The 350-nt window shown below is 64.0% G+C and carries 1 protein-coding gene; it reads right to left on the bottom strand.

The genetic code is table 11. From position 1 onward, the window contains the following. A partial coding sequence (locus tag E5X34_RS32710; protein ID WP_292573361.1) for an AIR synthase-related protein occupies positions 1-350 on the bottom strand: 350 nt, incomplete at both ends.

The raw sequence follows: 350 nt of genomic DNA, 5'->3' as shown, positions 1-350 counted from the left end.
GTCGGGTCCGCCGAGCAGTTTCAACAAAGCCTCGGCGATGTCGGCTTGTGGGGCATCGCTGGCAGCCAGGGGCGCCGGCTTCTTCGGCTCGGCCCAGGGACGGTCATATTCCGGCGCCTGGTCGCCAAGATCCTTGATCGGCAGATTGGCGACCTCGTCGCCCTGGTGCAGCACGCGAAAGCGCAGATCGTCGGTGGTCTTGCCGACAATGGCGAAGTCGAGGCCCCATTTGTGGAAGATCGCCTCGGCCTCCTTTTCCTTTTCGGGGCGCAGCACCATCAGCATGCGCTCCTGGCTCTCCGACAGCATCATTTCATAGGCGCTCATGCGCTCCTCGCGCACCGGCACCT

It is taken from the genome of Mesorhizobium sp. (assembly GCF_004963255.1).
Taxonomy (GTDB): Bacteria; Pseudomonadota; Alphaproteobacteria; order Rhizobiales; family Rhizobiaceae; genus Mesorhizobium.
This window is presented reverse-complemented; position numbering and strand designations above follow the sequence as displayed.